General features: G+C 35.6%; 28 protein-coding genes and 1 pseudogene. 15 read left to right on the forward strand and 14 right to left on the reverse strand.

Features of this window, described 5'->3' with window-relative positions; translation table 11 throughout:
- The 5 genes and pseudogenes from WBN20_RS14025 to WBN20_RS14045 all read right to left on the reverse strand — a co-directional run.
- Positions 1-366: pseudogene (locus WBN20_RS14025) on the reverse strand (hypothetical protein); the annotation flags it as partial.
- Between the two features lie 57 nt (positions 367-423).
- On the reverse strand, positions 424-1,116 hold the full coding sequence (truB, locus tag WBN20_RS14030; protein ID WP_424282142.1) for a tRNA pseudouridine(55) synthase TruB: 693 nt from the start codon (positions 1,114-1,116) through the stop codon (positions 424-426).
- A 37-nt stretch (positions 1,117-1,153) separates the two neighbouring features.
- Positions 1,154-1,948 (reverse strand): undecaprenyl-diphosphate phosphatase, encoded by a 795-nt coding sequence (locus WBN20_RS14035; protein ID WP_424282143.1) that lies wholly within the window; start codon positions 1,946-1,948, stop codon positions 1,154-1,156.
- Positions 1,949-2,221 carry a DUF3098 domain-containing protein gene (locus tag WBN20_RS14040; RefSeq protein ID WP_424273732.1) on the reverse strand — a complete coding sequence of 91 codons (273 nt, stop codon included), beginning with the start codon at positions 2,219-2,221 and terminating at the stop codon, positions 1,949-1,951.
- 9 nt (positions 2,222-2,230) lie between these two features.
- Positions 2,231-3,109 carry a cell division protein FtsX gene (locus WBN20_RS14045; RefSeq protein ID WP_424274569.1) on the reverse strand — a complete coding sequence of 293 codons (879 nt, stop codon included), beginning with the start codon at positions 3,107-3,109 and terminating at the stop codon, positions 2,231-2,233.
- Between the two features lie 80 nt (positions 3,110-3,189).
- Between WBN20_RS14045 and leuS the strand changes: the two genes are divergently transcribed.
- The 3 genes from leuS (at position 3,190) to WBN20_RS14060 (ending at position 8,153) form a co-directional block, all read left to right on the forward strand.
- On the forward strand, positions 3,190-6,024 hold the full coding sequence (leuS, locus tag WBN20_RS14050) for a leucine--tRNA ligase (RefSeq protein WP_424282144.1): 2,835 nt from the start codon (positions 3,190-3,192) through the stop codon (positions 6,022-6,024).
- A 231-nt stretch (positions 6,025-6,255) separates the two neighbouring features.
- The gene (ald, locus tag WBN20_RS14055) at positions 6,256-7,356 is read left to right on the forward strand and encodes an alanine dehydrogenase (RefSeq protein ID WP_424272037.1); all 1,101 of its coding nucleotides are present in this window, start codon (positions 6,256-6,258) and stop codon (positions 7,354-7,356) included.
- Between the two features lie 92 nt (positions 7,357-7,448).
- The gene (locus WBN20_RS14060) at positions 7,449-8,153 is read left to right on the forward strand and encodes a zinc metallopeptidase (RefSeq protein WP_424282145.1); all 705 of its coding nucleotides are present in this window, start codon (positions 7,449-7,451) and stop codon (positions 8,151-8,153) included.
- A gap of 27 nt (positions 8,154-8,180) precedes the next feature.
- Here the strand turns inward: WBN20_RS14060 and WBN20_RS14065 are convergent, their stop codons facing one another.
- On the reverse strand, positions 8,181-8,651 hold the full coding sequence (locus tag WBN20_RS14065; RefSeq protein WP_424274801.1) for an Lrp/AsnC ligand binding domain-containing protein: 471 nt from the start codon (positions 8,649-8,651) through the stop codon (positions 8,181-8,183).
- Positions 8,652-8,700: 49 nt separating this feature from the next.
- Positions 8,701-10,074 (reverse strand): saccharopine dehydrogenase family protein, encoded by a 1,374-nt coding sequence (locus WBN20_RS14070; RefSeq protein WP_424274802.1) that lies wholly within the window; start codon positions 10,072-10,074, stop codon positions 8,701-8,703.
- An 81-nt stretch (positions 10,075-10,155) separates the two neighbouring features.
- On the opposite strand from WBN20_RS14070, the gene WBN20_RS14075 reads away from it, so the two are divergent.
- Positions 10,156-10,542 carry a DUF423 domain-containing protein gene (locus WBN20_RS14075; RefSeq protein ID WP_424273301.1) on the forward strand — a complete coding sequence of 129 codons (387 nt, stop codon included), beginning with the start codon at positions 10,156-10,158 and terminating at the stop codon, positions 10,540-10,542.
- Between the two features lie 89 nt (positions 10,543-10,631).
- Positions 10,632-12,227, forward strand: coding sequence for a phosphoenolpyruvate carboxykinase (ATP) (pckA, locus tag WBN20_RS14080; RefSeq protein ID WP_424282146.1), 1,596 nt, complete (start codon positions 10,632-10,634; stop codon positions 12,225-12,227).
- Positions 12,228-12,267: 40 nt separating this feature from the next.
- Here pckA and WBN20_RS14085 read toward each other — a convergent pair whose 3' ends face one another.
- Genes WBN20_RS14085 through WBN20_RS14095 form a run of 3 tightly spaced genes read right to left on the reverse strand, consistent with a single transcriptional unit; the run spans position 12,268 to position 15,340 of the window.
- A complete protein-coding gene (locus tag WBN20_RS14085; RefSeq protein ID WP_424282147.1) occupies positions 12,268-13,014 on the reverse strand; it encodes a uroporphyrinogen-III synthase in 747 nt (248 codons plus the stop codon).
- Positions 13,015-13,019: 5 nt separating this feature from the next.
- Positions 13,020-13,676, reverse strand: coding sequence for a DUF4271 domain-containing protein (locus WBN20_RS14090; protein ID WP_424273298.1), 657 nt, complete (start codon positions 13,674-13,676; stop codon positions 13,020-13,022).
- The gene (locus WBN20_RS14095; protein ID WP_424282148.1) at positions 13,676-15,340 is read right to left on the reverse strand and encodes an ArnT family glycosyltransferase; all 1,665 of its coding nucleotides are present in this window, start codon (positions 15,338-15,340) and stop codon (positions 13,676-13,678) included. The genes WBN20_RS14090 and WBN20_RS14095 overlap by 1 nt, the downstream gene beginning before the upstream one ends.
- A 133-nt stretch (positions 15,341-15,473) precedes the next feature.
- Between WBN20_RS14095 and WBN20_RS14100 the strand changes: the two genes are divergently transcribed.
- Genes WBN20_RS14100 through WBN20_RS14110 form a run of 3 tightly spaced genes read left to right on the forward strand, consistent with a single transcriptional unit; the run spans position 15,474 to position 17,908 of the window.
- The gene (locus tag WBN20_RS14100; RefSeq protein ID WP_424273296.1) at positions 15,474-16,196 is read left to right on the forward strand and encodes a polyprenol monophosphomannose synthase; all 723 of its coding nucleotides are present in this window, start codon (positions 15,474-15,476) and stop codon (positions 16,194-16,196) included.
- Positions 16,197-16,199: 3 nt separating this feature from the next.
- The gene (locus tag WBN20_RS14105; protein WP_424282149.1) at positions 16,200-17,534 is read left to right on the forward strand and encodes a dihydroorotase; all 1,335 of its coding nucleotides are present in this window, start codon (positions 16,200-16,202) and stop codon (positions 17,532-17,534) included.
- A 2-nt stretch (positions 17,535-17,536) separates the two neighbouring features.
- Positions 17,537-17,908, forward strand: coding sequence for a DUF4296 domain-containing protein (locus WBN20_RS14110; RefSeq protein ID WP_424273294.1), 372 nt, complete (start codon positions 17,537-17,539; stop codon positions 17,906-17,908).
- On the opposite strand, the gene WBN20_RS14115 is transcribed toward WBN20_RS14110, so the two are convergent.
- A complete protein-coding gene (locus tag WBN20_RS14115; RefSeq protein ID WP_424273293.1) occupies positions 17,896-18,915 on the reverse strand; it encodes an NAD-dependent epimerase/dehydratase family protein in 1,020 nt (339 codons plus the stop codon). The two genes, WBN20_RS14110 and WBN20_RS14115, sit on opposite strands and share 13 nt — an antisense overlap.
- A gap of 100 nt (positions 18,916-19,015) precedes the next feature.
- On the opposite strand from WBN20_RS14115, the gene tyrS reads away from it, so the two are divergent.
- Together tyrS and WBN20_RS14125 are read left to right on the forward strand one after the other, a co-directional pair.
- On the forward strand, positions 19,016-20,314 hold the full coding sequence (gene tyrS / locus WBN20_RS14120) for a tyrosine--tRNA ligase (RefSeq protein WP_424273292.1): 1,299 nt from the start codon (positions 19,016-19,018) through the stop codon (positions 20,312-20,314).
- A 12-nt stretch (positions 20,315-20,326) separates the two neighbouring features.
- Positions 20,327-21,085 carry a sterol desaturase family protein gene (locus tag WBN20_RS14125; protein WP_424282150.1) on the forward strand — a complete coding sequence of 253 codons (759 nt, stop codon included), beginning with the start codon at positions 20,327-20,329 and terminating at the stop codon, positions 21,083-21,085.
- A 14-nt stretch (positions 21,086-21,099) separates the two neighbouring features.
- On the opposite strand, the gene WBN20_RS14130 is transcribed toward WBN20_RS14125, so the two are convergent.
- The 3 genes from WBN20_RS14130 to WBN20_RS14140 form a co-directional block, all read right to left on the reverse strand.
- Positions 21,100-22,077, reverse strand: coding sequence for an acyl transferase (locus tag WBN20_RS14130; protein ID WP_424282151.1), 978 nt, complete (start codon positions 22,075-22,077; stop codon positions 21,100-21,102).
- Positions 22,078-22,155: 78 nt separating this feature from the next.
- Positions 22,156-22,479: a T9SS type A sorting domain-containing protein gene (locus WBN20_RS14135; protein WP_424273289.1), complete on the reverse strand. Its 324-nt coding sequence runs from the start codon at positions 22,477-22,479 to the stop codon at positions 22,156-22,158.
- A gap of 190 nt (positions 22,480-22,669) precedes the next feature.
- The gene (locus WBN20_RS14140; RefSeq protein ID WP_424273288.1) at positions 22,670-22,981 is read right to left on the reverse strand and encodes a T9SS type A sorting domain-containing protein; all 312 of its coding nucleotides are present in this window, start codon (positions 22,979-22,981) and stop codon (positions 22,670-22,672) included.
- A 253-nt stretch (positions 22,982-23,234) separates the two neighbouring features.
- Between WBN20_RS14140 and WBN20_RS14145 the strand changes: the two genes are divergently transcribed.
- From WBN20_RS14145 to WBN20_RS14165, 5 genes are read left to right on the forward strand one after another with little or no spacing between them, the layout of a single operon-like run.
- A complete protein-coding gene (locus WBN20_RS14145; protein ID WP_424275171.1) occupies positions 23,235-23,921 on the forward strand; it encodes a response regulator transcription factor in 687 nt (228 codons plus the stop codon).
- Positions 23,921-24,982, forward strand: coding sequence for a sensor histidine kinase (locus WBN20_RS14150; protein WP_424282152.1), 1,062 nt, complete (start codon positions 23,921-23,923; stop codon positions 24,980-24,982). Before WBN20_RS14145 ends, WBN20_RS14150 begins: the two co-directional genes overlap by 1 nt.
- 56 nt (positions 24,983-25,038) lie before the next feature.
- Complete coding sequence (gene trmB, locus WBN20_RS14155) at positions 25,039-25,710, forward strand: tRNA (guanosine(46)-N7)-methyltransferase TrmB (protein ID WP_424282153.1); 672 nt, start codon at positions 25,039-25,041, stop codon at positions 25,708-25,710.
- Positions 25,711-25,713: 3 nt separating this feature from the next.
- Entirely contained in the window at positions 25,714-26,340 is a 627-nt protein-coding gene (locus WBN20_RS14160; protein ID WP_424273032.1) for a LysE family transporter, read from the forward strand.
- A gap of 4 nt (positions 26,341-26,344) precedes the next feature.
- On the forward strand, positions 26,345-26,692 hold the full coding sequence (locus tag WBN20_RS14165) for an MGMT family protein (RefSeq protein WP_424282154.1): 348 nt from the start codon (positions 26,345-26,347) through the stop codon (positions 26,690-26,692).
- Positions 26,693-26,889 lie beyond the last annotated feature (197 nt).

Genomic DNA, 26,889 nt, shown 5'->3' on the forward strand with positions numbered 1-26,889 from the left:
ATCCTTAAGGCTGGCGGCATATCCTGAATCTGAATTCAGAAATTCCTTGAATTCATCTTCATTCATAGAAGATTCTTTTTCTTCCAATAATTCTTCAAGTGTTTTAAGGGGTTCTGGCTCTTCCAAACTAGATTTGGCTGTTTCGTTAAAAGCCATATGACTTTTTATGGGATCTAACTTGGCCATCTCTTCCTGCCTTTCCATCTCTTCGATTATTTTTTCAAGCTCTTCGTCGGCCAAACTCATTTCAATTATATACTCTTCCTGTTCCTCAGATCCCAAGTGAATATTAAAGAGTAATAATATCACTAAAGAAAGAGAGAAAAAGGTAATTAAAAGAGAAAGCTGACTTCGATTCAGGTCCATATTTCTATAACCAACTTTTTAATAATATATTTCATTCAAATGTTTATTTTAAAGCTGTTAAATATTCATCATTTCTTTAAAATTTGCCGGTGTCACTGCATTATTTACGTTATAATCCCCTATTTTGGTTCTTCTAAGGGATGATAAGTGGCCTCCTGAATTCAATGCTTTTCCAAAATCATGGGCTATAGATCTTATATATGTGCCTTTACTACATTGTATCCTGAATCGTAATTCTGGCAGATTTATATCCAAAATCTCAAATTCTAAAATTTGAACAAATCGCGCTTTTATCTCCAATTCCTTCCCTTCCCTGGCATATTCATACATGCGCTTCCCGTCTTTTTTCAAAGCTGAAAAAATAGGAGGCTTTTGAGCGATCTGCCCAAGAAACATAGCTTTAGTCTTATGGATCAGTTCATGAGTGATATGATTTGTCGGATATATATTATTCACTTCTGTCTCCAGGTCGTAAGAAGGGGTAGAACTGCCTAGTGTTATAGTGCCCTCATACTCTTTTGGCATACCTTGAAATTCATTAATCCGTTTAGTGAATTTCCCCACACAAATTAATAAAAGCCCACTAGCAAGAGGGTCTAAAGTGCCTGCATGGCCAACTTTAATTTTTTTTAATTGGTATCTTTTTCTAATCGCCCACTTTACTGCATTTACTGCTTGAAAAGATGACCATTCTAAAGGTTTGTCAATTAGAATAAGTTGACCATTCAAAAAATCTTCTTTGGTTTTCAAGACAAAAAATTAAATGAAAATATACATAATTAAGGGCTTAAGCCCACAGACCAAAACCTATGGCAATACATCCAACAATAAAACAGTAAATAGCAAAGTAAACTAACTTACTTTTTTTTACCAGTTGAATCATCCAGGTACATGCCACTAAACCTGCTAAGAAGGCGGCTATAAAACCTGCACCCATAGCAATAGTTTGCTCAGTTTGAAATTGAATCTCACCACCAATAATATCTTTAGACATTTTACCAATTATGAGGGGTACAACCATTAAAAATGAAAATCGGGCTGCTTTGGTCTTATCTACACCCAACAATACGGAAGTGGATATTGTGGCCCCACTCCTGGAAATACCGGGTAATATGGCAATTGCCTGAGAAACTCCTATGATAAAGGCATTGAGATATGTTACTTTTTTCTGAGTTTCTCTAGCCCTATCCGCAAGGTATAAGAGTAAGCCTGTAATAATAAGCATATAGCCAACAAATGCTACATTGCCACCAAAAAAACCTTCTAGCTGCTCTTCAAAAACCAGCCCAACAATTGCCGCTGGGATCATAGATATAATAATCTTTAAAGAAAAACGGGTTTCCTCATTCCACTTAAATTGAAGTAATCCTTTGATAATTTCCCATACGTCTTGCCTAAAGACCACAATTGTACTTAGCGCAGTGGCAAAATGCAGCACCACAGTAAACAACAAACTTTCTTGCGGAATAGAGTTATCGCCTAATATTGCCTTTCCCAATTCCAGGTGACCACTGGATGAAACAGGTAAAAATTCTGTTAATCCCTGGACTATGCCAAGGATAATTGCGTCTATGATTTCCAATTAATCGTTTTTCTTCTTATGCGGATTTAATAAAATGGCATAAATCTCAATCCCTAAACCTATAAGGACCAATGTTGGTGCCAATCGAATTCTTCTGAAGCTATATATATCCGGATTAAACACATTAGGGTCATCACTTCCTCCTCCGCTCATTAAAATAAATCCAAGAGCCATACAGGCAAGTCCTATAAACATAAAGAGATAGTTTCTTCTCTGGAAGATAAATTCAGGCTTTGGAGCCTGACTTTGCTTATTTTTTTGCTTTTGACTCATGCTGCAAATTTAATAATATAAATCATCTGTTCTGAGATTAAGAAAACGTTGGGTGGCAAAATAAGTACTTATTAATGAAATAAGTACACCTAAAACAAAAACACCAATAAAAAGGATACTCAATATAATAAAATCTTGTAAAAGGTTTAATTCCGGGAAGTTCTTGTCAACATAATAGAGCACAATTCCCAATGCCATAAGTGCTATTAATGAACCCAGCATTCCTAATTTAATATTTGTCCAAATAAAAGGCCTTCTAATAAACCTTTTTGTAGCGCCAACCATTTGCATTGTTTTTATTATAAAACGTTTAGAATATATGGACAAGCGGATAGAACTATTGATTAATAAAACAGCTATAAGTGTAAAAACAGCACTAGCTATTAATATCCAGAAGGAAATCTTTTTTACGTTGTCCGTGAGCAGCGCAATAAGGGGTTTATCATAGCTTACTTCTTCTACATAATCCTTTTTAGCTAATTCTGAAGCAATTTCCTCTACTTGTGCTGTAGACACAAAATCTGCTTTTAATGCAACATCAATTGAATTTTTAAGAGGATTATAGCCCAAAAAGTCCAGGAAGTTTTCACCAATTTCTGCACTGTGTATCTCAGCTGCCTCTTCTTTGGAAACATAGACAGCAGATTTGGTATAATCTGACATTACCAGACTTTTCTGCAATTGATCAACTTCAACCTCCTTGGCATTGTCCTTTAAGAAAACGGAAATTTTGATTTGTTCTTTAAAATGATCTGCCAATTTTTTGGTGTTTAAAACTAAAAGTCCTAAAACACCCAATAAAAAAAGCACAAGCCCAATACTCAAAACCACCGAAAAGTAGGAAGAGATCAATTTGCGTTTTTGATAGCGTTCAAAAGATTTGCTCATAGTGGGATATGAATACGTAAAAATAGGAAAGTAAATTGAATAAACTTATTTTTACGCGGTATCGATTATAAACAAAAATTATGAGCTATAATTTTAGGGAGATTGAAGCTAAATGGCAAAGATATTGGGCACATAAGAATACATTTAAAGCGATTAATGGCTCGCAGAAGGAGAAGTATTACGTTCTGGATATGTTTCCCTACCCATCTGGGGCCGGTCTTCATGTTGGACACCCTTTAGGTTATATTGCCAGTGATATTTATGCCCGTTATAAAAGACATAAGGGATTTAATGTTTTACATCCGATGGGCTATGATTCCTTTGGACTACCGGCAGAACAATACGCCATACAAACAGGACAGCACCCATCTATTACCACAGAAACCAATATAGCAAGATACAGAGAGCAACTGGATAAACTAGGGTTCTCATTTGACTGGCAGAGGGAAGTTCGTACTTCTGACCCAAATTATTACAAATGGACACAATGGATATTTATTCAGCTTTTTAATTCCTGGTACAATAAAAGCAACGATAAAGCTGAAAAAATAGAAAAACTAATAGAAATTTTCAGGAAAGAAGGTAATATCAATATCAACGCAGCCTGTGATGAAGACACCCCCTTATTTACCTCCTCAGAATGGAATGAGCTGGATTCAAAAAAACAGGAAGAATTATTATTAAAGTACAGATTGACCTATCTGGCGGATACGGAGGTTAATTGGTGTCCTGCCCTTGGAACTGTTCTTGCAAATGATGAGATTATTAATGGAGTTTCTGAACGAGGTGGACATCCTGTGTTACGAACAAAAATGACCCAATGGAGCATGCGCATTACGGCTTATGCACAACGCCTGCTCGATGATTTACAAAAAGTAGATTGGCCTCAGTCTCTGAAAGACGCCCAGGCTAATTGGATTGGCAGGTCGGTTGGAGCTTCAGTTACTTTTAGTACTATACCTTCGGGTAATAACAATATCTCCTACCCCATTGAGGTATTCACGACCCGTCCGGATACAATTTTCGGGGTGAGTTTTATGACTCTGGCTCCAGAGCATGAATTAGTATCAAAAATAACTACTGAAGAACAGAAAGAGGAAGTTGAGACCTACGTTCAAATCACTTCCAAACGATCAGAGCGAGATAGGTTGGCAGATGTAAAAACTATTACTGGTGTTTTTACAGGCGCATTTGCAGAACATCCTTTTACGAAAGAATCAATACCAATATGGATTGGGGATTATGTTTTAGCCGGCTACGGAACCGGAGCGGTTATGTCTGTGCCAAGTGGCGACCAACGCGATTATGATTTCGCAAAGCATTTTAATATCCGTATTCCTAATATTTTTGAGGGTATAGATATATCCGAAGAAGCATTTGCAGATAAGGAATTGACCATAATTGCCAATTCTGAGTTTTTAAATGGATTAAATTATAAACAAGCTACTAAAAAGGTAATCTCGGAATTAGAAAATATTGGTCTGGGAAGAGGGAAAGTTAACTATCGACTTAGAGACGCAGTTTTTAGCCGCCAACGCTATTGGGGCGAACCTTTTCCGGTATATTATGTTGATGGAATGCCTAAAATGATCGATGAAGACTGGCTTCCGTTGATGCTGCCGGAAGTAGAGAAGTATTTGCCCACAGATACTGGAGAACCACCATTGGGGAATGCACCGGAATGGGCTTGGGATACGCAGAAATCTATGGTGGTAAACAATAGTTTAATTGACCATTTAAAAGTTTTCCCCTTAGAACTGAATACAATGCCTGGCTGGGCAGGGAGCTCACAATATTTTAATCGATATATGGATCCGGAAAATGATAAAGAAATCTTCTCTAAGGATGCTATTAACTACTGGCAGCAGGTTGATCTGTATATTGGAGGTGTTGAACACGCTACGGGCCATTTATTGTACTCCCGTTTTTGGCAGAAATTTATGTTCGACAAGGAACTGGTTCCACATGAAGAATACGCTAAAAAATTAATTAACCAGGGAATGATTTTGGGTACAAGCGCCTTTGTGTACAGAGAAGAAGGAACAACTAAATTGATATCCAAAGGATTAATAAATGAATTAAAAGTAAGTCCATTACATGCGGACGTCTCTTTAGTTAATTCTTCTGATGAATTGGATATTGAAGCCTTTAAAAAATGGAGGCCCGAGTTTAAAGATGCTGACTTTATTTTGGAAGATGGTAAATACATTGTAGGACGGGAGGTTGAAAAAATGTCCAAATCTAAATACAATGTGGTAAACCCGGATGAAATATGTGAGGAATATGGCGCAGATGCCTTACGCATGTATGAAATGTTTCTTGGGCCGCTGGAACAGGCGAAACCATGGAATACAGCTGGTATCTCAGGAGTATATGCTTTCCTAAAAAAACTATGGCGGCTTTATCATTCAGGGCCTGAAGGCGGATTTCAGATTTCGGAGAAGTCACCTTCAAAAGAAGCTCTAAAATCACTTCATAAAACAATCAAAAAAGTGGAAGAGGATATTGTAAATTTCTCATTCAATACTTCCGTAGCAACCTTTATGATTTGTGTAAATGAACTTTCCACCCAAAAATGTACCAGCAGGGAAATACTGGAGCCTCTTGCAATTTTAATCTCACCCTACGCACCTCATATTTCTGAAGAACTGTGGGAGAAGTTAGGGCATACAGAATCTGTTTCAATAGAGCCATTTCCAAAATTTAATGCAGACCACCTCATTGAAAATAGTAAAGAGTATCCAATTTCTTTTAATGGGAAAATGCGTTTTACTATCGAACTTCCCTTGGATATGGTCAAAGAAGAAATAGAATCCGCAGTTATGTCTCATGAAAAAACGAAGGCACAACTCCAGGGGCGAATCCCTAAAAAAGTTATTGTAGTTCCCGGTAAAATAGTGAATATCGTAGGCTGATGCTTATCTAAGAAGCAAAATCTTTGCTAAACAATGCTATCGCCTACCCCCCCCTAAAAAATAATTAACAATATAAGAAAGAATTATTTTATAGAAAAGACCCCTATTATTATAGGGGTACAGTTTAAATAAAAGCACATTTACAGAGTTGTTACCCTACATTTTGTCGATTTTATTTCATTATTAGTATTTATTGTTACATTTTTGACATGAACTTAAAAATATAATACAATGATTATAGGTGTACCAAAAGAAATCAAGAACAATGAGAGTAGGGTAGGAATGACACCTGCCGGAGTATTTGAACTTGTTAAGTACAATCACACGGTTTACATTCAGTCCGGTGCCGGTGAAGGCAGCGGGTTTTTTGATGAGGATTATAAAAAAGCGGGGGCACTTATACTAGATACTATAGGGCAGGTTTATGCAATGGCAGAAATGATTGTTAAAGTAAAGGAACCTATAGAAAAGGAATATAATTTTATACAAAAAGGGCAGGTTATTTTTACCTACTTTCATTTCGCTTCCAGTGAAACTTTGACAAAAGCAATGATAGCGCAAAAGGCAGTTTGTATAGCCTATGAAACTGTTGAGGATAAAGACAGAACTCTTCCTTTATTGACCCCAATGTCTGAAGTAGCAGGTAGGATGGCCATACAACAAGGGGCAAAATATCTGGAGAAACCAGTAAAGGGCAGGGGAGTTTTGTTGGGTGGTGTTCCGGGGGTTCCACCCGGGAGAGTTCTGGTTTTGGGGGCTGGCATTGTCGGTACTCAGGCTGCAAAAATGGCAGCCGGCCTTGGTGCTCATGTTACCATCTTAGATGTTAATATGAAGAGACTTCGCTATATCAATGATGTAATGCCCAGCCATGTGGTAACGGAGTTTTCTAATGAATTCAATATAAGAAAACATATAAAAACTCATGATCTTATTATTGGTGGTGTACTATTAAAAGGCTCCAAAGCACCTAAACTAATTACCAGGGATATGCTAAGCGATATGCGAAAAGGAACTGTAATTGTTGATGTGGCAGTAGATCAGGGTGGGTGTGTTGAGACTACGAGGCCTACCACACATGAAGACCCCATTTATATAATTGATGATGTAGTACATTATTCTGTAGCCAATATGCCTGGGGCAGTGCCTTATACCTCTACTATGGCTCTTACAAATGTAACATTGCCATATGTTCTGAAGCTTGCAAATTTAGGCTGGGAAATGGCTTGTGAAGTAGACTCCTCTTTACATAAAGGGCTTAACATCGTGCACGGAGAAGTGGTTTACAAAGAGATTTTAGAAGCTTTTGATTGGACTGAAATAGCAGTATAAATGTACATTTTGTCAGTATAAAAACCCCGGCTTTGTCTTGGCCGGGTTTTTGTTATTAATTAAGTACTTTTAAAATAGCAAAAAACGAAATTATGACAATTTATTATATACTACTCGGTGCCATTGCCCTGGTAAGTTGGTTGGTAAGCAGAAAGCTAAAGAGCAAGTTTAATTATTATTCCAAAGTACATTTGCGTAATGGTATGAGCGGTGCTGAAATTGCGGAAAAAATGTTGAGTGATCATGGTATAAGAGATGTTAAAGTTGTCTCCACTGCTGGAATGCTTACAGATCATTATAACCCGAAAACAAAAACAGTTAATCTTAGCGAAGGGGTATATAATCAGCGTAATGCGGCTGCAGCTGCTGTTGCGGCGCATGAGTGTGGCCATGCAGTTCAGCATGCACAGGCCTACGAATGGCTTTCAATTCGCTCTAAATTGGTTCCTGTAGTGAGCGTAACGTCTGGGATATCTATGTGGGTAGTTTTTGGAGGGCTTATATTGGCAGCTTCCACAGAAGGCGCGGGAGGTCAATTCGGTTTTTATATAGCTGTAGCAGGGCTAATTATGATGGGTTTTGCTACATTTTTTAGTTTTATTACGCTCCCTGTAGAATATGATGCAAGTAACAGGGCATTGGCCTGGTTAAAACGGAAGAATATTGTTTCACAGGAAGAATACAAGGGTTCTGAGGATTCCTTAAAATGGGCGGCAAGAACTTATGTCGTTGCTGCAATTGGCTCTCTGGCATCTTTGGTTTACTGGGGCTTTCAGGTATTCGGTGGAAGAGATTAGTTTGTGTACTATAATATTTTTGGACGGCTAAATAGTAATTTGACGGTCTATTTGTTGATCCAGAGAGATAAAGGTTTCTGTCCTGGAAACACCCTCAATCTGCTGAATTTTTTTGTTCAACAAATGCATAAGATGTTCATTGTCTTTACACAAAACTTTAATAAGGATAGACCAATTACCAGTAGTGTAATGGCATTCCAGGACTTCTGGTATTTTTTCCAACTGCTTCACGGCTATCGGATTACTCATGGCTTTATCCAGAAAAATACCAATATACGCCATTGTCGTATAACCCAAAACTTTTGGATTCACGATGAATTTAGATCCAGCAATAAGTCCGGATTTTTCCAGTTTTCGAAGTCTTTGATGAATTGCAGCTCCTGATATTCCAATATTTCTGGCAATTTCTAATATTGGCTTTCTTGCATCCTGCATAAGGAACCTTAGGATTTTTTTATCAATCCCATCAATTTTTACATTTTCATTACCTGATTTCATGAACTAGCTTTCATATAAAGCCTAAAGATACCAAAATAAGTTTCAAATATTAACCTGCCACAGAATCAGGATTATACCCCAAATATGGTACATGATACTCCTTAAACACTACTCCAAAGGTGGCTAACTCCTTTAGGATTGGCCCATATACTTCCTTTGATATAGGAATCTGAACCCCTGGAGTAGCTATTTTTTTATTGAGTATAAGTAAGGTAGCTATAGCCACTGGTAGGCCTACAGTTTTGGCCATTGCAGTATGCGTATGATTTTCGCCAATAACTACCATATTAGCATCAAGCTGCTGTTTTTCTCCATTCAATTTATATCCGAATTTATGGTACATAACGATCATATCTTTATCGTCATGCGCCATGGTCCAACTGTCTTCCAATACTTTTTGAAGCATTTGAGCCGGGGAAGCATTTTTAATTGGAATGATTTTTTTTGAATCAAACAAATTTAATTCCAGCAGTTTACCCCACATGATATCGTCCTGATCAATTTTTAGGTAGTGTCTGAGTTTAAGTTCAACAGAATCAGTTGGTGAATAGGGAAGAAAAAGATTAGTGAATTCCCTGTAGGACATACCTTCAGAATTTTCTATAGTATAACTATCATCTGTCATACCTAATTGAACAAACATATTCCAGGCTTTGGAAAACCCAACACGCCTCATGGTGCCTCTGTAAAGAGTCAGTGCATCCTCCAAACCATATGCTTCTCTGTAGTTCAACGAATCTCTGTTTGCATAGGCTTCGAATGCTCCATACCCTTCTATATTCATGAATTCTGTCCTTCTGAAAAGTTTATGATAGGGTATATATTTATAGGTGCCCTCCTGTATAAATTTTGCAGTTCCCCCTTGTCCGGCAATTACAACATTTCTTGGATTCCAGGTAAATTTATAATTCCATAGGTTATTATCACTTTCAGGAGCAACCAGGCCACCTGTAAAAGATTCAAATAGCAACATTTTACCGCCTTTTTCCCTTATTTCATTAATAAATTGCATGGCGCTCATATGGTCTATGCCAGGGTCTAAACCAATTTCATTCATAAAAACTAATCCGTTTTTTTTGGCTGCGGCATCTAATGCTTTAATTTCTTTGCTAACGTAGGATGCAGTAACCAAATGCTTTTTAAGTCGAATACAATCTTCGGCCACTTTCAGGTGAAATCGTGCCGGGAGCATAGAAATAACAATATCTGAGTTTTTAATGGCCATCTCTCTTTCATCATCATTTAAAATATCCAACTTTATAACTTTACACGAAGGATGGTTTTTTATCTCATCAGGAATCATCTTGGTATTGAGATCACCAATAGTTAAATGTAGTTTTTCTGAATCTGCTTTTTCAAGAAAGTAATCCAACAAATAGGAGGTAGATTTTCCCGCCCCAATGACCAATATTTTTCGTAACATTAAATTTATTTTCTGTTCGCAGTGTTGCGGTGACTAAGGTATCAAATTGTTACATTTGTCAAAAATATGGTCATTTAAGTTATGAACAAAACAATTTTCCGTACAGGGGTTTTCTTTGGAGTTTTGGCAGTAGTTTTAGGTGCTTTTGGGGCCCACGGACTGAAGAATCTTCTGACTTCAGGTGAGATAGACACTTTTGAGACCGGAGTTACTTATCAAATGTATCACGCCCTGTTATTACTTATTCTTGGTAGCGTGACAAGCATTCCAGAAGAAGAAAAGAAACTGGTTTATTATTTCATTGTTTCGGGAATAGTTTTTTTCTCATTTTCCATTTATTTGTTGGCTACTAACGGCCTGACTTTTTTTGACTTTAGAACGATAGGCTTTATTACGCCAATTGGGGGTCTTCTTTTGATTTTGGGATGGTTATTATTTGGCTATCGGGCTTATAGAAAATTGTTATAATCAAGGAGAATGGCTTTAATGAATGATCCACGACTTGATATTTTTTTAGGTTCTAGAATACAATATAAACAGCAATAAAGAGCATTTCAATGAATTCATTTTCGTTAAAAGAGTACGGCCTGGAAACCAATAAGATATTTTATCAATTAGATCCTGAACAACTTCATCAGATGACCATTGAACGGGGGATGGGCAGGGAGGCGTCAAATGGAGCTTTGGCTGTTAACACAGGAGAGTTTACTGGTCGTTCTCCAATGGATCGCTTTATTGTTAAAGATGATATTACCAAAGATAAAGTCTGGTGGGGCAATATAAATATTCCTTTCACCCCAGAGAAGTTTAATTCGCTTTATAAGAAGGTGATCACGTATTTAAAGGACAAGGAAATATTTGTAAGGGACTGTTATGCCTGTGCAGATAGTAACTATCAGTTAAATTTAAGGGTTATTAATGAATACCCCTGGTCCAATTTATTTGCACATAATATGTTTCTTAGACTTCAGGAAAAGGAATTGGCGAATTTTGAGCCGGAATGGACCGTGATAAATGCACCAGGGTTTATGGCAGATAGTGATATTGATGGAACCAGACAACACAATTTTGCTATTCTGAATTTTACTCGAAAGATTGCTTTAATAGGAGGTACGGGTTATACTGGAGAGATTAAGAAAGGAATTTTCTCTGCTTTAAACTTCATCTTGCCTATGTATAAGAATACTTTGCCCATGCATTGTTCCGCCAATGTTGGAAAAAAAGGGGATACAGCCCTGTTTTTTGGACTTTCCGGTACTGGTAAGACAACTTTGTCTACAGATCCATTTAGAAAATTGATTGGAGATGACGAACATGGATGGACTAAAGAAAATACAGTTTTTAATTTCGAAGGTGGATGTTATGCCAAGGTGATTAATCTAAGTGCTGAAAAAGAACCCGAGATCTATGCCGCAATTAAAAAAGGCGCAATTTTGGAAAACGTTATTATAGATTCAGAAGGGAAAGTCGATTATGATAACACCTCCATAACTCAAAACACCCGGGTAAGTTATCCTATTGATCATATTTCTAATATTAAAAGACCTTCAATTGGAGAAGACCCTAAAAACATTTTTTTCCTTACAGCAGATGCCTTTGGCGTATTACCTCCTATATCAAAATTAACTCCCAGCCAGGCTGCCTATCATTTTATGTCCGGATATACCGCTAAGGTGGCTGGTACAGAGGCAGGAGTAGTTGAACCTGTACCTTCATTCTCTGCATGTTTCGGAGCGCCGTTTATGCCTTTACATCCGGCAGAATACGCAGAAGCATTAAGCAGAAAAATGAAAGAATCTCAAGTTAATGTTTGGTTAGTTAACACGGGATGGACCGGTGGGCCATATGGGGTTGGAACACGAATGAAATTAAAATACACAAGAGCTATGATTAGGGCAGCACTTAGTGGTGAATTAGGATTGTATACCTATGATACCTACCATATTCATTCTGTATTTGGTGTAGCACAACCACGGACTTGTCCGGGTGTCCCTACAGACGTATTAAGCCCGAGAGCAACCTGGAATAATGATAAAGCCTATTATGATGTTGCATTTAAACTTTCCAATGCTTTTCGTGAGAATTTTAAAAAGTTCGAGTCGTTTGCCAGCGAAGAAATAAGGCGAGGGGGACCCCAACGCTATAACTACTAATTAAAAAGGTCTCATTTACCGAGACCTTTTTGTTAAGTTTTTATTTTTTATTGACACTGGTAATATACTTTTGTAAGGCCATTGTCATTGAAGGAGTTTCCGGAGTGGGAGCTTTTATATCAATTCGCAAACTAGCATTTGTTGCCGCTAAAACGGTTGAATTTCCAAATACCGCTATTCTTGTATCTTTTTGCTCAAAGTCAGGAAAATTTTTAAGTAATGATTCTATGCCAGAAGGGCTAAAAAACACCAGAACGTCGTAGTAAACATTTCTTAAATCGGAAAGATCGCTAATAACCGTTTTATAGAAAATACCCCGATTCCAATTAAGTCCAAGGTCATTTAATGTTTCCGGAATACTTGGTTTTAATACATCGGACGAAGGCAGTAAAAAAGATTCCTCCTTGTATTTTTTAAATAAGTGAAGTAATTCACTAAAATTTCTTTTTCCAACATAAATTTTTCGTTTCCTGTAAACAACATATTTCTGGAGATAAAAAGCTACTGCCTCAGATTGGCAGAAGTATTTCATGGTATCCGGAACTTTAAAACGCATTTCTTCAGCTATTCTAAAGAAATGATCAACAGAATTTCTGCTGGTAAGGATAATAGCGGAATAATTTTTTAGATCAATCTTTTGTTGTCTTACGCTTTTGGCGTCTACCCCTTCAACATGTATGAAAGGCCTAAAGTCTACCTTTACTTTTTCCTTTTCAATTAGCCTTAGGTATGGAGAATTTTCCATTGTTGGTTCTGGTTGGGAAACCAAAATCGTTTTTACCTTCATGTCTCCTAGTCTTTTAGATAATTCGCAATGATTACAATGGGTGCAATTTCGAGAGCGCAAAGGTACAAAATAAAATAGAAAAAGTAGCTTGAGATTACTTTTTGATAGTTTTTTATGATAGTTATCCAACCAATTACATTTACCACTACTATTAGAAAAATGCTAACAAAGACAACTATTTTCGAATCCTTAAGTACATAAGCAAGGATGATATTTGCTGCTAACATGATGATACTGCTATGGTTAAGGTAGGATAGTTTTTTAAAAATGAATTCAGAAATTATCTTATTATTATTAAAGACAAACCCACCTCCCATTTGTAGCAATATTTTGCCGAATAAAAACAGGAATAGCAATCCTAGAATAATCGAAAAAACTACGGGATATAGCTCACTTTCTGAATTATACAAAATATTTGAAGTCAAATAGATGAAAAGTGAAAAATTTAGAAGTTGGAATATTGTAAAAAAAATATTAAACCAATTTAATAGTTTATCCTTTTTATTGTACATAAAAATATACTTGTTATTAAAAGGGAGTATAATAAAATTTAAAAACCTGTTGTAAAATAAATTCTTAGCAATAGCCATAAATAGTATACTGGAAAAGATAATTGCTGTTATCCAATCTATATTATTAATTACTCTTTGAACAGGTTCCATTATGGCAATTTAACGTTTTCCCCATTTATACCCCAATAAAGTCCGTTTTCAGAAATGCTTATCTTAAAATAATATGCATCATTTATGTCTGGTTCTGGCATCGAAAATTTAAAGCTCGTTGTATCTTTCGATTTGAGTACACGTATCTCTTCTTGCAATGGGCTAGCATGAACTTTTTTGACCTCTCTGAAGTTTTTGTATTTGTTCAGAAAAACCACCCCAAATTCCAGTTTAGAAATTTTTATATCGGTCGCATATGGGTTGTAAATTTTAAAGGTTAAATTTTTGTTTTCCAATATTTCACTTGGAGCATCAATAATAGTTCTCAACTTTCTAAAAGATTCAAAATTCTTTTTGTAAACACCATAATGCTGACCTCCTTTTGCATCGTAATAAGAGATGTCACCTTTATTTAGGAATTTAGAGACATAAAGTATTGTTTGACCTTGAACAAGTTTTTCAGACTCATCAATTGAAAACTGGTTTTGCCTGTACCGTATATTGTTTAGTGAATAAGAGGTGTTGCCAGAGTAGAAAGTATACATAGGTGCATCGGTATAAGAATTTTCGAATACTACAGGCATTGTCCCAACTTTTGAGCTTATTTCATTTACCCAATCTTTATTTCCATGTGATTCATAAACAATAGGGAAAAGCGGGGGATAGATCAATCCTATTCTGAGGAACATTAAAATTATAATATTAGCTGTTCCAAGAATAAATATCCATTTTCTGGTAATCCTATCCTGTAGTATTTGATTGTATACCACTACAATCATTGGAATACAAATAACAATTAACCATTGTGTTTGTATACGTCTGTTAAAACTGGAAATAAAAAAGAATGCAATTGTACCATAAATTAAATACAAAAGGGCTTGGTTAAATTTATTGGATTTTTTTGTTTTCAATAAGGCTCTGTATATCCATGGAAAAGTTAAGCCGAAAAGCACAATCAGGTTAACAAAAAATCCTAGAGAAAAATCACCAAATTCGTAGGCCCTGTTTGGCCTTTCAAACAAATGATACCTTATAGAAAGAAGGTCATTATTAATTAACCATATAAAATGGGGGGTATAACACATTAGTGCAACTAGCACAGAAAGCCAGGCATATTTGTTATAGACAAGGCGCAGATTAGATATCAACACTAACAGTATTATCAGAACAGCATTGTACTTACTGTACATTAATGCAGCCATGACAAGTCCCAAAACAATGGATAAAACTAAGGAGGGGGACTTTAAAAATTTCTTATATATCAATAAAAATAAGGCAGTAAAGAAAAGTAATGGGGTATCGGGAAGTGTTAGGAATCCATAGGCATGAATGAGGGTCATTGAGAAAACCAATATAAAATAATGAAGTATATAGCTATTCTTTTTATGATTATCTATCAAAAACCATAGGACTATATATGTGCCGGCAGAAAGAACAATTCCTATAAATCTAACTCCCAGTTCTCCATTGAAAAGCAAACTGCTTAATTTTACGATCAAAGCAACCATTGGTGGATGATCAAAATAGCCCCACGCCATATGCTGAGCATAATACCAATAGTAAGCCTCGTCAAAAATTAGCTCAGTAAAATATCCCTGTAACAGGTTAATAATAAAAATTGAAGTTAATAAGTAAAGAAAAATTCTTGGCAGTTTGAGTTTCATTACGGTTATCTATTCGCACCAAAATTACAAATTATAGCACTAATTAATTCTTCTAATGAAACGATAAAAATACTTTCGTATTTTCAGCTAGATCTTTTAAAGTAGTATTTTTGTCAAAATCACCAAAAGGCAAATGACAGATAGCTTAGTAATAATTCCAACGTTTAATGAAATTGAGAATATTGAAGCTATTATAGATGCTGTTTTTCAACTTAAAAAAGAATTTGATGTCTTAGTTGTTGATGATAATTCCCCGGATGGTACGGCAAATAAGGTCATTGAATTACAAAATAAGTATCCTAATCATTTGTTTCTTGAAGTAAGAAATGGCAAATCTGGTTTAGGGACTGCCTACATTCATGGTTTCAAATGGGCATTGGCAAGAAAGTACGATTACATTTTTGAAATGGATGCCGATTTTTCGCACAGACCATCAGACCTTCAAAGATTATACAGAGCTTGTTTGAATGGTGCAGATTTGGCAATTGGATCGCGTTATAAAAAAGGTGTAAATGTAGTTAATTGGCCACTGTATAGGGTTTTGCTGTCCTATGGAGCCTCTTTTTATGTTAAATTTATTACCGGAATGAAAGTTCATGATCCTACAGCTGGTTTTGTCTGCTATCACAGAAGTGTTTTAGAGGCGATTAACCTGGATTCAATAAAATTTATTGGATATGCTTTTCAGATAGAAATGAAATTTAGAGCACACCTTAAAAAATTCAAAATTGAAGAAGTCTCCATAATTTTTACAGATCGGGAGCAAGGCAAATCTAAGATGAGTTCTTCAATTATTTGGGAGGCAATATTTGGTGTTATCACAATGAAATTCAGAAGTTTATTTACTAAAGATTAAGCTATGGGTGCAACTCTTATTAAAAATGCGGTTATCGTGAATGAAGGGGCAAGATTTGAGTCCGATATTCTAATTCAGGATGATATTATTGCAAAAATTGGCAGTAATCTTTCTTCAAGTGGGGCGAAAATTTTAGATGTATCAGGAAATTTTGTTTTACCCGGAATAATAGATGATCAGGTACATTTTAGAGAGCCCGGACTTACTCATAAGGGTGATATAGCTTCAGAAAGCAGGGCTGCCATTGCAGGTGGAATAACTTCTTACATGGAACAACCTAATACGAATCCGCAAACGACCACGATAGAAAAATTGGAACAAAAATTTGAATTGGCTTCCAAAAAATCATATGCTAATTATTCCTTTTTATTTGGTGGCACAAATGATAATCTTGAGGAAATAAAAAAACTTGATAAATATGCCTGCTCGGGGGTAAAATTATTTCTGGGATCTTCTACAGGTAACATGTTGGTGGATAATGAGGAAGTTTTGGAGCGTATATTTAGAAATACAGAAATGGTAATTTCAGCACATTGTGAAGACGAAAAAACCATTAGAGAAAACACCCAGAAATACAAAGCTATATATGGCGATGATATTCCGGTAGAATTCCATCCTTTAATACGAAGCGAACAGGCTTGTTACCTTTCTTCATCCCGGGCAATTGCCCTTGCCGAGAAAACGGGGGCTAGATTACACGTATTCCATATTTCAACAGGAAAAGAGACCCATCTTTTTAGAAATGACATTCCATTAGAACAAAAAAAGATCACAGCAGAGGTTTGTATTCATCACCTTTGGTTTTCAGACAAAGATTATTCGGAAAAGGGAATGTTAATTAAATGGAATCCGGCTATTAAAACCTCAAAAGACAGGAATCAGTTATGGCAAGCGTTACTGGATGATAGAATTGATGTTGTTGCAACAGATCATGCTCCGCATACTCTGGAAGAAAAGAAAAATAATTATATGAAGGCCCCCTCTGGGGGCCCCCTAGTTCAGCACGCCTTAACAGTTATGTTAGAAAAGTCTTTAGAAGGAAAGATTACCGTAGAGAAAGTTATTGAAAAAATGTGCCACAATCCTGCTAAATTATTTCAAATAGAGAAGCGTGGCTATATAAAGGAAGGCTATTTTGCAGATTTGGCAATAGTAGATTTGAACTCACCATGGAAGGTTGATAAAAACAATATTTTATATAAATGTTCATGGTCACCATTTGATGGTAATAAATTTAGAACAAAAGTCACCCACACCTTTGTAAATGGGCATTTAGCCTATGATAATGGAAAATTTTCCAGTTTTAGGAATGCTAAAAGGCTTACTTTTGATAGATAATTATGCGTAAAATATTCCTCTTAATATCATTTATAATTCTTTTCTCATGCGGAGAGGAAGTTATTGATATGCCCAACAATCTTATTTCCAAAGAGAAAATGATTGATATCCTTTACGATATGGCTATTATTAATGCAGGAAAGACCACCGCCCCCCAGGTAATGGAAGAAAGGAATTTTGTCCCCATGCAATACATATACAAGAAGTATGAAATTGATAGTATACAGTTTGTCTCCAGTGATTTATATTACGCATCCAAGCCTTTAGAATATGAAGATATTTATGAAAAAATAGAAGAGAGGATAAAAAAAGAAAAAGAGCGTTTTGAAAAACAGAATGAGAATAAAAAGGATAGTTTAAATCAGGAAAAATAAGAAGAGTTAGCCTCTATATATTTTTGACATGAAAAGGAAACGCATGATTTTATTTGTTCATATTCGATGTTAAGGGCTTCCTTTACTTTTAAATTATCATATAATTGTGGATAGCGCAAAGACATGAGCCTTTGTTTAGTTAACTTCCTTTTTTTGGGTATAAATAGATTTATAGCCCAGTCTATTCTCCAGAAAACTTCTAATTGCCAAAATTTTAGCCCAATCTTAGGGGGTGGTCTGTTAAACCCGAGCGAGATTATCTCTAAAATACTCTTAAAGGATAAATTTTCTGCTACCGCAATAAAGCGTTCATTTTTAATAGGGGAATCCATAAGTAGAACCATTATCTTAATAACATCGCCTACTGAAATAAATCCTGTACCACCCGGGAAGTAATACCTCATACCTTTTGCAACTGTTTTAAAAAGTAACCCACTACCACTTTCCCAATACCCGGGACCCAGGATTAATCCAGGATTAACAATTACGACTGAGAGACCTTCCTGAGCACCTCTCCAAACTTCCATTTCGGCATAGTGTTTTGAAGATGCATATACATTAGCATTTGTATCATTCCATTCATATTCTTCATTGACCAATTCACCTGTTGTAGATTTACCTATTGTTGCAATAGAACTTACATAGCACAATTTTTTTATATTCTTATCAATACAAACATTTACAATATTCTCTGTACCCTGCTTGTTTATTTTTTGTAGTGAGTTAAAATCCCTGGGATCAAACGAAATAAATGCGGCACAGTGATAAACCAGAGTAACTCCTCTAAATGCCAATTCAAGAGCAGGGATATCATTAATATCAGCTTCTATCCATTGAATCTTATCAAATAACACCTGGGAATTTTCATGATAGTAAGAGAATACCTCCTTTACTTTCTGAATATTGCTATTTTTTCGATGAATAGCCTTCACGGACGTGCCCTTAGTGAGCAAATGCAACATTAGATGGGACCCAACAAGTCCAGTTCCTCCTGTAACTAAAACCATGGGCCTAATTTACTCATTTCGATTGGATAAATTTATTCAATAAGTCAAGCTCCTGGCTATTTCTATTATATTTGCAGCAACTATTTTAATAGATTACAAAATGATTTCAAACTTTGTTTCGGAACTAAAATGGAGGGGAATGGTACACGATGTTATGCCAGGAACCGAAGAGCATTTGCTTACCGGGATTCAATCTGCCTATGTGGGGATAGACCCAACCGCAAATTCACTTCATATCGGGCATTTGGTAAGTGTAATGATGTTAAGACATTTTCAGCTCGCAGGCCATAAGCCCTATGCCCTGATTGGCGGGGCAACAGGTATGATAGGTGATCCTTCCGGTAAATCAACGGAGAGAAATTTATTGGATGAAACTACCTTGCGATTAAATCAGGAAGCGATAAAGGAGCAATTGTCCCGTTTCCTGGATTTTGATAACCAGGCAGAAAATTCTGCAGTACTTGTTAACAATTATGACTGGATGAAAGAGTTCACTTTCCTCGATTTTATTCGTGATGTTGGGAAACACATTACAGTAAACTATATGATGGCCAAAGAATCTGTAAAGAAAAGGCTGTCACCAGATGAAAAAGAAGGGATGTCTTTTACTGAGTTTACATATCAGTTAGTACAAGGGTATGATTTCTTATATCTGTTTCAAAATTTTAATTGTACACTTCAAATGGGCGGGAGTGACCAATGGGGAAATATTACGACAGGAACAGAACTAATACGCAGAATTGGAGGAGGTAAAGGATATGCACTTACCTGCCCTCTTATTACCAAGGCCGATGGAACTAAATTTGGAAAAACCGAGGGTGGTAATATCTGGTTAGATGCCCATAGAACATCACCTTATAAATTTTATCAGTATTGGCTGAATACATCCGATGAAGATGCAGAAAAATATATTAAAATCTTTACTTTTTTGTCTAAAAATGAAATTGAAGATTTGATAATAGAACAGTCTCAGGCACCTCATTTACGAATACTACAAAAACGCCTGGCGCAAGAAATTTCAATTCTTGTTCATTCTAAAGAAGTATATGAAAATGCAGTGATTGCTAGTTCTATTCTTTTTGGAAAATCAACTTCTTCCGATCTTAAAAGCTTGGACGAGAGTACTTTTTTAGATGTTTTTGACGGGGTTCCGAAAGCAGAGATTTCCAAATCTGAAATAGACAACGGATTGGATATGATTGGGGCACTGGCTGCTAAAACAGGGTTTTTAGGGTCTAATGGTGAAGCACGAAGAGAATTAAAACAAAATGCTATTTCCGTTAATAAGGAAAAGATAAAAGAAGATTATTTGATCAAGGAAACAGATTTGATAAACAACAAATATGTTTTACTTCAGCGAGGCAAAAAAAATTATTTTATCCTGGTTGTAAAATCATAAAATGGCATATAAATGAAGGAAATTGATTTTTTTGACTTTGGTGCGGTTCTGATTTTAACCTTTATTCTGTTTCTGATTATATTTATTCGCTTTTTAATTGTTTCCGGAGCATATCACTATGCATTTTTCTTTTTATTCCGAAAAAAGTTTGACAAAAGGATATTAGATCATTCAGCATTAAAGAATAAGCAATTATACAAGGAATTGTATTGGTCGGCAATAAGTGGGTTGATTTTTGCAGTTTTTGGAATATTGATTTATTTTTTATGGTCAAATGGGGATACAGCAATCTATGTGGATATAAACACATATCCATTATGGTATTTGCCAATTAGTGTATTATTAACACTATTTATTCAGGACACTTATTACTACTGGATACACCGTTGGATGCACAAGCCATCTGTCTATAGGTATTTTCATAAGATTCATCATAAAAGTGTTCACACTTCAGTATTGACCGCTTTCTCATTTCATCCATGGGAGACAGTGTTACAGGCTATTATCCTTCCCTTAATAGTTATGTTTATACCCATGCACTATTATGCTTTATTATTTATGCTATTGATCATGACTATTTCGGCAACAATTAATCATGCCGGAGTTGAAGTTTACCCTTCTGGAAAATATGGAAAGTGGTTCGGGCATTGGGTCATTGGCGCAACTCATCACGATCAGCATCACAGAAAGTTCAATTATAACTTTGGATTATACTTTACATTTTGGGATAAATGGATGGGAACGGAAAGTCCAGAAAATTCCAGTAAGTAATTTTAGGCTCAGTCCTAAAGCACCATTAAATTACAACCGCGAACATCTGAATGATCAAACCTGCCTAATACTTCAAAACTTCCATCTATATAAACCCTGCCCAGATCTTGCGTTGCAATAAAAGAACACGAATATATATTGGCGAGATCAATAATATTTATACCGCCTACTTTCCCAAAAGATTCAGATGTCAGGGGATCTTCTGTTTGGCGAATAGCGACTGACATCCATGGAGGGCATTTGAAAATTCCGTCAGCTTTGGAATACGCCTGAGAAAGAAGTTCGGTCATGCCGTATTCCGAGTGAACGGCATCAAGGCCAAAACTATTTTTAAGTATACTATGTAACTCATCACGCACCAATTCTGTTCTCCTACCTTTCATCCCACCTGTTTCCATAATAATGGTATTTTTTAGATTCAACGAATGATGCTCGGAAATGTCTAGCAAGGCATATGAAACACCAATAAGGATAGCTTTTCCAGCAGATTGGTCTAAGATTTCAAGGGTTTCTAACAATTCGACTTTATTATCAAGATAAAACCCACTCTTCGGATTCCCACTTTTCTTAATTAGGTCTTTTACCATATAGATAAGTGAAGAGCCTTCTCGTTCCATATATGAAGGTAATAGTGCCAACACGCAATAGTCTTCAATATTCCCATAGAAATGTTCAAAGGTTTTCAAATAACTTTTTTCATAAATAGGCAGTCTGGCCACATAGTGTTTGCTAAGAAGCTGGCCCGTTGTCCCGCTACTTTCAAAAACGATCTGTGGTTTTTGGTTCTTAGCCAGCACCTTTTTGGATTTAAAAAATTCAATAGGTAAATATGGAATATCTTCTACTGCATTTACGTTAAACTTAGTTTTGCCCAAATAACTGCAAAACTTCTGGTAAACAGGATTGTTGTCATATTGAAAACTAAAAATTTCCAATGTAAGCTTGTTGAACTGAGATGAGGTATTGATCTCAAAAATTCTATTGATATCCATATCGACTTGAAGACTACAAAAATAGTTAAAATAAAAAAGGCTCCTCCTGGGAGCCGTAGTACGGATATATTTGAGATGCTATTTTACAACCAGTTTTCTGGTCATTGTCTTGTTATTCTCTACCACTTGAATGACATAAACACCTGGCGAAAGTCGTCCTATATTAAGCATATTTGTTGAAATCCGATCTTGAAGTACTATTTTACCAAAGACGTCGTACACGGTTATATCCTTAGTTTTATTATTTAAAGTTTTAATGTAAACGATGCCATCAACGGAGGGATTTGGATAAAGTGTAAAATTGGAAATTTCTTGTTCCTTTTCATCTATAGCTTTGCGCTTTTCCTGTCCGGAAAGCACTAAAGTAAAGACCAGTAAAAAGAATACGTAGGCTTTTTGCATCAACATTGATTTGGGATCAACTAAGTAAATATATGACAATAGCTTTTCTCCTAATAGAAATTGTTGTGAAAGCTAAATTTTTGTAGGTAAACTATTATAGTATTTACATTCATCGATGAATTATGCATTTAATCGATGAAAAAAAAATATTTAATAGGGAGGTCTAAGCACCTTTTTTTTGAAAGTAAATCTATTTAACTATCAATTTTCTAGTCGCCACCTTATCTTTTTCATATACTCGAAGTACGTATACACCGGCAACTAAATTAGAGACATTCAACTCCTTTCTTAGAATTGTTGTCTCAAGTCTTTGGGTGCCAAAAACATCAAAGATGAGTATTCTTTTCGGGGCATTCAATGCAGTCTGGATATAAACTACCCCATTGGTAACAGGATTTGGATATAGCTTAAAATCCTCTATTTCGCCCCCGAAGTTATGCGCTTCCTGGCCGTAGCTAAAAGAAATAAAAAGAAAGAATAAAACGAGGTAGAATTGCTTCATAAACACTATTCAACAGCTAATTGTAACAAATATAGAAATTTTAATTCTCCATTATGCTCCATGAATTTGTTAAATAATTAATATTCGACAAAATACATCAATAGCTGCCGTTAATTTGGAATAGCACTTTAAATATCCCAATATTTTAATCTTTGGTGTTATTTTAATGTTATCATCATTAAATCAATGTTAAGTAATTAAACCATATTAGTATTATCTTTACTTTTGGTCTGAATGATCAAAGAATAAACCCATGAAAAAGCAGGACATTAAAATTCTATTGGTAGATGATGAACCCGATATTTTGGAGATTCTCAAATATAATCTATCTTCCCAGGGATACCAGGTTTTTACTGCTAAGAATGGAATTGAGGGTGTAGAAAAAGCAAAGAAAAAAACTCCCCATTTGATTATTTTGGATGTCATGATGCCTGAAATGGATGGGATCGAAGCTTGTGATGTAATTCGAAATACTAAAGGATTGGAAAATACCTTAATTACCTTTTTAACCGCCAGAGGAGAGGATTATTCTCAGGTAGCAGGTTTTGACGCAGGTGCAGATGATTATATTACTAAACCGATAAAACCAAAACTATTGGTAAGTAAGATAAAGGCTTTGTTAAGGCGATTAAATGAAGAAAAGAACGAGGACGAAGATATACTGAAGGTCGGAAATATAGAAATTAACCGCGAAGAATACAAGATAATCAACAACGGCAAAGAGATTATTCTTCCAAGAAAAGAATTTGAGCTTTTAGCCTTATTAGCCTCAAAACCAGACAAGGTATTTAAACGTGAAGTTATATTGGATAAAGTCTGGGGTCAGGAAGTAGTTGTAGGAGGCAGAACAATTGATGTACATATTAGAAAACTACGCGAAAAAATTGGTGACAATCATTTTAAAACGGTTAAAGGTGTAGGCTATAAGTTTGTATTGTAATGTCTACCAGGTTAAAAAAATCATATAAGTTTGCTTTTCGTTCCTCACTCTTAATCACAATAATTCTTGCGTTATCTTTAGGTCTTTTTCTGTTGTACAAAAAACAATTAGAAGACACCTGGTTTGAATTACTGGTTTTTACCATAATGGTTTTTGCAATATCTTTTAGTATAATTCAGGTCCGTGTCGAGAAATATATCTACCGAAGGATTAAGAAGATTTACGATGATGTTTCTTTGTTGGAATCATCTTCTTTTACTGCCGATCCTGTTACTACAGATATGAAAACTCTGACAGAGGATATAGAAAAATTTGCTAAGGACAAAAAAATTGAAATAGATACATTAAAAATCCGTGAGGAATACCGGAAAGACTTTTTAGGTAATATTTCACACGAACTTAAGACTCCATTGTTCACGGTACAAGGCTATATTCTTACACTTCTCGATGGTGCTTTAGAGGATAAGGCTGTTAGGAAAAAATATTTGCATCGAGCTCAAAAAGGCGTAGAGCGGCTTATCTATATTATCAAGGACCTTGATTTAATTACAAAATTAGAAGTAGGAGACTTAAACTTAGAATTAAGTGACTTTGATATAATTGAACTTATACAAAGTGTATTTGAATTGGTAGAGATGAAGGCTGGTAAAAAAAACATCTCTCTTACTTTTGATATGAATTATGAAACTCCAATCTATGTAAGGGCCGATAGGGATAAAATACAGCAGGTGTTATCTAATTTGATAGTGAATTCTATAAAATATGGTCATCTTGATGGTACTACTGAAGTGAGTGTTGAAAACCTTATCAGAAATAAAGTGATTGTAAGAATCACCGATAATGGTGAAGGAATTCCTGAAGAACATATCCCCAGACTTTTTGAGCGATTTTACAGGGTTGATAAAAGTGGTAGCAGGAAAGAAGGAGGCTCCGGTTTGGGATTGTCAATCGTAAAACATATAATTGAGGCTCATGGTGAGAAAATATATGTTGAAAGTGTGGTGGATGTAGGATCAGAATTTTCATTTACCCTAGAAAAGACTCAACTTAAAGCTAACTAAAACTGCTCTCCAAAAGAATTCCTTAGTTTTGCTGAAACAATATAACACGCTTTGCTTTGGGAAGTAAAAATAAGCTCAAACGATTTCAACAAAACAAGACTTTCAGCCATGTTATTGAACCTGGCAGGGATGAACTAATGGAGGGTAAATTTCCTTTAAAAGGAAAATGGAAGAGTTTTTTTAATAATGACAATCCGATAGTTTTGGAACTTGGTTGTGGCAAAGGAGAGTATACCGTTGGCCTTGCCAAACTGGATAGTTCGAGAAATTTTATTGGTATTGATATTAAGGGTGCCAGGTTATGGAGGGGGGCTAAAACTGCCCTGGAGGATAATTTAGGGAATGTTGCCTTTTTACGAACGCAGATAGAACTAATAGATTTAATCTTTGCCGAAAATGAGGTAGATGAAATCTGGATTACATTTCCAGACCCGCAACTAAAGTATAAACGAACAAAACACAGGCTTACAAATAAGGCCTTTCTGGATAAATACAAGTTCATACTTAAAGATGAAGGTGTAATCAATTTAAAGACCGATAGTGAATTTATGCACGGGTATACTTTGGGTTTATTACACGGTTTAAATTGTGAAATTTTATATGCAAATCATGATGTTTATAAAAATGAGGGGAGTCCAAAAGAAGTGATGGATATACAAACTTTCTATGAAAAGCAGTATCTTGAAAAAGGAAAACCAATTACATACATAAAGTTTACTGTCAAGTAACCAATGACGCATCTAATCATACTTTTTTTTGTGACTTTTTCAGCTGCTTTTATGGCAACTGTGCCTCCGGGGTTACTAAATATGAATGCTGCCCAAACAAGCGTTAAAAAGGGGAAACTGAACGGAATCATGTTTAGTCTGGGGGTGGCTACGATGATCATGATGCAGGCGTACATTGCGGTAATGATTTCAAAATTTCTATTCAGACATCCTGAAATCATAGATTTATTACTTAAGATAGCATTAGGTGTTTTTACTTTTTTTGCACTTTATTTTTTTATTTCTGCTAAACGTGAAAAAGCGAAAAAAATAAAAATTGTTAATGTTAGTAAACGGAATAGTTATTTTAAAGGAATGCTCCTCGCTACTCTTAATTTACTAACCATTCCTTACTATAGCGGGCTTAACGCTATGTGGAATGCATCGGGCTGGATTAAATTTGAAATTTGGGATATTCTAACGTTTATCCTGGCAGCAGGGAGTGGAACTTTTACCGTACTTTATTTGTACACCGTATACTTTTATAAATTAGAAGCCAAAACAGACCGCTTTTCTAAAAATTCGAATTACATTCTTAGCGCATTAATGATGGTCTTACTGGTAATTACCATTTTTAGAATATTTTATTAATATTATGAATCCGGAAAATAAAAACTTCTTTCAAAAAGTTTATATGGTTTCTAAGCAAATTCCATTTGGAAGGGTAACTTCTTATGGAGCAATTGCCAAATACCTGGGAGCGGCCAGGAGTGCAAGGATGGTAGGTTGGGCAATGAATGGAGCAGGGCCAATTGAAGGTGTTCCTGCACATAGAGTTGTAAATAGGAAGGGGTTATTAACCGGCAAACATCACTTTGACGGCACCAACTTAATGCAACAATTGTTAGAAAATGAGGGCCTCGTAATACAGGATAATCAAATTGTAAATTTTGAAAAGTACTTCTGGGATCCAGCTAAAGAATTGCCTTCTGAGATCTATTAGTTTTGTTTCAACTCAAATTTAGAATACTTCAAACCTTATATATGGCAAATCTATATTGATATTCTCCTTTTCAATACTACAACTTTATAGTTTCGCGTCTATAACTTATCTTTGTTGTTTAGAATCATTTTACATAAAGATATAAATACCACAGCTCATGAAGTTGGATAAGAAAGAAATACTAAAAGCCTTAGAAA

Origin of the sequence: Eudoraea sp. (assembly GCF_049665975.1) — a bacterium.
Classification (GTDB): Bacteria; Bacteroidota; Bacteroidia; order Flavobacteriales; family Flavobacteriaceae; genus Eudoraea.

What these genes read in the sequence shown, in the direction of transcription:
- WBN20_RS14040 (WP_424273732.1), bottom strand. Translation starts at nt 2,221, where the DNA reads ATGAGTCAAAAGCAAAAAAATAAGCAAAGTCAGGCTCCAAAGCCTGAA.
- WBN20_RS14045 (WP_424274569.1), bottom strand. Translation starts at nt 3,109, where the DNA reads ATGAGCAAATCTTTTGAACGCTATCAAAAACGCAAATTGATCTCTTCC.
- leuS (WP_424282144.1), top strand. Translation starts at nt 3,190, where the DNA reads ATGAGCTATAATTTTAGGGAGATTGAAGCTAAATGGCAAAGATATTGG.
- ald (WP_424272037.1), top strand. Translation starts at nt 6,256, where the DNA reads ATGATTATAGGTGTACCAAAAGAAATCAAGAACAATGAGAGTAGGGTA.
- WBN20_RS14060 (WP_424282145.1), top strand. Translation starts at nt 7,449, where the DNA reads ATGACAATTTATTATATACTACTCGGTGCCATTGCCCTGGTAAGTTGG.
- WBN20_RS14065 (WP_424274801.1), bottom strand. Translation starts at nt 8,651, where the DNA reads ATGAAATCAGGTAATGAAAATGTAAAAATTGATGGGATTGATAAAAAA.
- WBN20_RS14070 (WP_424274802.1), bottom strand. Translation starts at nt 10,074, where the DNA reads ATGTTACGAAAAATATTGGTCATTGGGGCGGGAAAATCTACCTCCTAT.
- WBN20_RS14075 (WP_424273301.1), top strand. Translation starts at nt 10,156, where the DNA reads ATGAACAAAACAATTTTCCGTACAGGGGTTTTCTTTGGAGTTTTGGCA.
- pckA (WP_424282146.1), top strand. Translation starts at nt 10,632, where the DNA reads ATGAATTCATTTTCGTTAAAAGAGTACGGCCTGGAAACCAATAAGATA.
- WBN20_RS14085 (WP_424282147.1), bottom strand. Translation starts at nt 13,014, where the DNA reads ATGAAGGTAAAAACGATTTTGGTTTCCCAACCAGAACCAACAATGGAA.
- WBN20_RS14090 (WP_424273298.1), bottom strand. Translation starts at nt 13,676, where the DNA reads ATGGAACCTGTTCAAAGAGTAATTAATAATATAGATTGGATAACAGCA.
- WBN20_RS14095 (WP_424282148.1), bottom strand. Translation starts at nt 15,340, where the DNA reads ATGAAACTCAAACTGCCAAGAATTTTTCTTTACTTATTAACTTCAATT.
- WBN20_RS14100 (WP_424273296.1), top strand. Translation starts at nt 15,474, where the DNA reads ATGACAGATAGCTTAGTAATAATTCCAACGTTTAATGAAATTGAGAAT.
- WBN20_RS14105 (WP_424282149.1), top strand. Translation starts at nt 16,200, where the DNA reads ATGGGTGCAACTCTTATTAAAAATGCGGTTATCGTGAATGAAGGGGCA.
- WBN20_RS14110 (WP_424273294.1), top strand. Translation starts at nt 17,537, where the DNA reads ATGCGTAAAATATTCCTCTTAATATCATTTATAATTCTTTTCTCATGC.
- WBN20_RS14115 (WP_424273293.1), bottom strand. Translation starts at nt 18,915, where the DNA reads ATGGTTTTAGTTACAGGAGGAACTGGACTTGTTGGGTCCCATCTAATG.
- tyrS (WP_424273292.1), top strand. Translation starts at nt 19,016, where the DNA reads ATGATTTCAAACTTTGTTTCGGAACTAAAATGGAGGGGAATGGTACAC.
- WBN20_RS14125 (WP_424282150.1), top strand. Translation starts at nt 20,327, where the DNA reads ATGAAGGAAATTGATTTTTTTGACTTTGGTGCGGTTCTGATTTTAACC.
- WBN20_RS14130 (WP_424282151.1), bottom strand. Translation starts at nt 22,077, where the DNA reads ATGGATATCAATAGAATTTTTGAGATCAATACCTCATCTCAGTTCAAC.
- WBN20_RS14135 (WP_424273289.1), bottom strand. Translation starts at nt 22,479, where the DNA reads ATGCAAAAAGCCTACGTATTCTTTTTACTGGTCTTTACTTTAGTGCTT.
- WBN20_RS14140 (WP_424273288.1), bottom strand. Translation starts at nt 22,981, where the DNA reads ATGAAGCAATTCTACCTCGTTTTATTCTTTCTTTTTATTTCTTTTAGC.
- WBN20_RS14145 (WP_424275171.1), top strand. Translation starts at nt 23,235, where the DNA reads ATGAAAAAGCAGGACATTAAAATTCTATTGGTAGATGATGAACCCGAT.
- WBN20_RS14150 (WP_424282152.1), top strand. Translation starts at nt 23,921, where the DNA reads ATGTCTACCAGGTTAAAAAAATCATATAAGTTTGCTTTTCGTTCCTCA.
- WBN20_RS14160 (WP_424273032.1), top strand. Translation starts at nt 25,714, where the DNA reads ATGACGCATCTAATCATACTTTTTTTTGTGACTTTTTCAGCTGCTTTT.
- WBN20_RS14165 (WP_424282154.1), top strand. Translation starts at nt 26,345, where the DNA reads ATGAATCCGGAAAATAAAAACTTCTTTCAAAAAGTTTATATGGTTTCT.